Below are 4,080 nucleotides of genomic sequence, written 5' to 3' on the forward strand. Positions count from 1 at the left end.
TACCAATTTCACCATCTGGGCAACATCTGCAACGCTGTGCGTTGTCGATGGCGCGCACTATACGGAGCGCTCTTTGTGCTGTAAACCCCTTTGGCAAGAAAAATCGACTAAAATTCTGCAGTGGCGTCCCGGACACTGTTTTCGACCTCGGGGCAGGGCTTTTAACTGGCAGGCAGCGCCTGAAATTTCCCGTTTCAATACGCGTATGCCAAACTAACGCCTATATAGACAAGGTGAATTCTCTCTAATGGCCGATTGGCAGACCCTCGATCCCGAGGCCGCTCGTGAAGCGGAAAAATACGAAAACCCCATTCCCAGCCGCGAGCTGATCCTCAAGCACCTCGACGAGCGCGGCTCCCCCGCCAGCCGCGAGGAGCTGGTGGACGAGTTCGGCCTCACCACCGAGGACCAGCTGGAAGCCTTGCGCCGCCGTCTGCGAGCCATGGAGCGCGATGCGCAATTGATCTACACCCGCCGCGGCACCTATGCCCCGGTGGACAAGCTCGACCTGATCGCCGGCCGCATCAGCGGTCACCGCGACGGTTTCGGCTTCCTGATTCCCGACGATGGCAGCGACGACCTGTTCATGAGCCCGGCGCAGATGCGTCTGGTGTTCGACGGCGACCGTGCCCTGGCCCGCGTCTCCGGTCTGGACCGTCGCGGCCGCCGCGAAGGCGTGATCGTCGAAGTGGTGTCCCGTGCCCATGAAACCATCGTTGGCCGCTACTTCGAAGAAGGCGGCATTGGTTTCGTGACCCCGGACAACCCCAAGGTGCAGCAGGAAGTGCTGATCACCCCCGGCCGCCACGGCGCCGCGAAGATCGGCCAGTTCGTCGGGGTGAAGATCACCCACTGGCCCACCGCGCGCTTCCAGCCCCAGGGTGACATCGTCGAAGTGCTGGGCAACTACATGGCCCCGGGCATGGAAATCGATGTAGCCCTGCGCACCTACGACATTCCCCATGTATGGCCCGAGGCCGTGCTCAAGGAAGCCGCCAAGCTCAAGCCGCAGGTGGAAGACAAGGACAAGGAAAAGCGCATCGACCTGCGCCACCTGCCGTTCGTCACCATCGACGGCGAAGACGCCCGCGACTTCGACGATGCCGTCTATTGCGAAGCCAAGAGCAAGCTGCGCCTGTTCAATGGCGGCTGGACCCTGTACGTCGCTATCGCCGACGTTTCCAGTTACGTGAAGCTGGGCTCGGCACTGGATGCCGAGGCGCAGGTGCGTGGCAACTCGGTGTACTTCCCCGAGCGCGTGATCCCGATGCTGCCCGAGCAACTGTCCAACGGCCTGTGCTCGCTGAACCCCAAGGTCGACCGCCTGGCCATGGTCTGCGAGATGACCATCTCCAAGACCGGCGAGATGACCGACTACAGCTTCTATGAAGCGGTGATCCACTCTCACGCGCGCCTGACCTACAACAAGGTCAGCACCATGCTCGAGCACTCGCGTACCAGCGAGGCCAAGGCCCTGCGCGGCGAGTTCGGCGAAGTGCTGCCCCATCTCAAGCAGCTGTATGCGCTGTACAAGGTATTGCTGTCGGCCCGTCACGTGCGTGGCGCCATCGATTTCGAGACCCAGGAAACCCGCATCGTCTTCGGCTCCGAGCGCAAGATCGCCGAGATCAAGCCGACGGTGCGCAACGACGCCCACAAGCTGATCGAGGAATGCATGCTGGCGGCCAACGTGGCCACTGCCGAGTTTCTCAAGAAGCACGAGATTCCGGCTCTGTATCGCGTCCACGACGGTCCGCCGCCGGAGCGTCTGGAAAAGCTGCGTGCCTTCCTCGGCGAGCTTGGCCTGTCGCTGAACAAGGGCAAGGACGGTCCGTCGCCCAAGGATTACCGTGCGCTGCTGGAAACCATCCAGGGTCGCCCGGATTTCCACGTGATCCAGACCGTGATGCTGCGCTCCCTGAGCCAGGCGGTGTACAGCGCCGACAACCATGGCCACTTCGGCCTGAATTACGAGGCGTACACCCACTTCACTTCGCCGATCCGTCGCTATCCCGACCTGCTCACGCACCGGGCGATCCGCAGCGTGATCCACTCCAAGCAGGACACCCCGCACGTCAAGCGCGCCGGTGCTCCGACCATTCCCAAGGCGCGTATCTACCCGTACGACGAAGCCGCGCTGGAGCAGTTGGGCGAAGAGTGCTCGATGAGCGAGCGTCGGGCCGACGAAGCCACCCGTGACGTGGTCAACTGGCTCAAGTGCGAGTTCATGAAGGATCGCGTTGGCGAAACCTTCCCCGGCGTGATCACGGCAGTGACCGGTTTCGGCCTGTTCGTCGAGCTGACCGATATCTTCGTCGAAGGCCTGGTGCACGTCACCGCGCTGCCGGGCGACTACTACCATTTCGATCCGATCCACCATCGCCTGGCCGGCGAGCGCACCGGGCGCAATTTCCGCTTGGGCGACACGGTCGAAGTGCAGGTCATGCGGGTCGACCTGGACGAGCGCAAGATCGATTTCGGCATTGGCGAAGCGACGCTCAATCAGCCGATCGGTCGCAAGAACCGCAAGGCCGATGCGCCAGCGGGCAAGCCTAAAAGCTACCCGACCACGCCTGCCGTGGAAAAAACCGTTGCCGAGAAGCCAGCTGCTTCGGCCAAGCGCAACTCGGCACCGAGCAAGCGCAAGGCCGAAAGCGACGAGGTCTACCGGGCATCGGACGCCGCGGCCAAGAATGCCGAAGTGCGCAAGAGCCGGGAAATGAAGAAGGCTTTGCTGGCCGACGCAGCCAAGGGCGGGTCGGCCAAGGCCAGCAACAGCCGCAGCAGCGCTGGCAGCAGTGCTGGAGGCGATTCCAAACCGAGCAAGCATCGCAAGGGTCCGTCTAAGTCGGGCAGCCGCAAACCCAAGGCCAAGTCATGAGTCAGCTGGAAAAGATCTACGGCGTGCACGCCGTGGAAGCGTTGTTGCGTCATCACCCGAAACGGGTCAAGCAGATCTGGTTGTCCGATGGCCGCAGCGAGCCGCGAGTACAGACCTTGGTCGAACTGGCCACGCAGAATCGCATTTCGGTGGGCCAGGCCGAGCGTCGTGAGCTGGATGCCTGGGTCGAAGGCGTGCATCAGGGCGTCGTGGCGGAAGTCAGCCCCAGCCAGGTGTGGGGCGAGGCGATGCTCGATGAGTTGCTCGACCGCACCGACGGCCCGCCTCTGTTGCTGGTGCTGGACGGCGTGACCGATCCGCACAACCTGGGGGCCTGCCTGCGCACCGCCGATGCGGCCGGAGCGCTGGCCGTGATCGTGCCCAAGGACAAGTCCGCCACCCTCACGCCGGCCGTGCGCAAGGTGGCCTGCGGCGCGGCGGAAGTGATTCCGCTGGTGGCGGTGACCAACCTGGCACGTACCCTGGAAAAGCTCCAGCAGCGTGGCCTGTGGGTCGTGGGCACCGCTGGCGAGGCGGAAGTCGAGATCTACCAGCAGGACCTGACCGGGCCTACCATCCTGATCATGGGGGCTGAGGGCAAGGGCATGCGCCGCCTGACCCGCGAGCACTGCGACTATCTGGTGAAACTGCCGATGGCCGGCAGCGTGAGCAGCCTGAACGTGTCGGTCGCGACCGGGGTGTGCCTGTTCGAAGCGGTTCGGCAGCGTAACGCCAAAAAGAAGTGATCCGACCGAGCTGGCCCCTTCGCGGGCAGAGCCCGCTCCCACACATATGACCGATATGTGGGGCGGGCGGCGAGCGCTCCGCCCGCGAATGCGGTGGCAGAGACATTGCCACCGCTGTTCAAATATTCACCAATCCTCTTGCTTCCCCCCAACCCCTTCTCTACAATTGCGCCCCTTGCCGTGATGGCTGGCGCACTTGTGCGCATTTACCGGCGCACCACCCAGCAAGACACACAGTGTCATTCACTCCTTGTCTGACCGCTCTGGCGGCAGGCTACAACCCGTAAGGAGCATTCATGCGTCATTACGAAATCATCTTTCTGGTCCACCCGGATCAGAGCGAGCAAGTCGGCGGCATGGTTGAGCGTTACACCAAGCTGATCGAAGAAGACGGTGCCAAGATCCATCGTCTGGCAGACTGGGGCCGTCGTCAGCTGGCTTATGCCATCAACA

3 protein-coding genes are annotated in these 4,080 nt (G+C 62.9%); all 3 read left to right on the plus strand.

All coding sequences use genetic code 11. The annotated features are described in order from the left end of the window. The first annotated feature begins 247 nt into the window (after positions 1–247). Positions 248–2,881 carry a ribonuclease R gene (rnr, locus tag B2V21_RS07320; protein ID WP_286916461.1) on the plus strand — a complete coding sequence of 878 codons (2,634 nt, stop codon included), beginning with the start codon at positions 248–250 and terminating at the stop codon, positions 2,879–2,881. Then, positions 2,878–3,627 carry a 23S rRNA (guanosine(2251)-2'-O)-methyltransferase RlmB gene (gene rlmB / locus B2V21_RS07325; protein WP_049862028.1) on the plus strand — a complete coding sequence of 250 codons (750 nt, stop codon included), beginning with the start codon at positions 2,878–2,880 and terminating at the stop codon, positions 3,625–3,627. The genes rnr and rlmB overlap by 4 nt, the downstream gene beginning before the upstream one ends. 296 nt (positions 3,628–3,923) lie before the next feature. Beyond that, the coding region (rpsF, locus tag B2V21_RS07330) for a 30S ribosomal protein S6 (RefSeq protein ID WP_286916463.1) at positions 3,924–4,080 on the plus strand (157 nt) is incomplete at its 3' end.

It is taken from the genome of Pseudomonas sp. UBA6276 (genome assembly GCF_002438365.1).
GTDB classification, from domain to species: Bacteria; Pseudomonadota; Gammaproteobacteria; order Pseudomonadales; family Pseudomonadaceae; genus Aquipseudomonas; species Aquipseudomonas coleopterorum.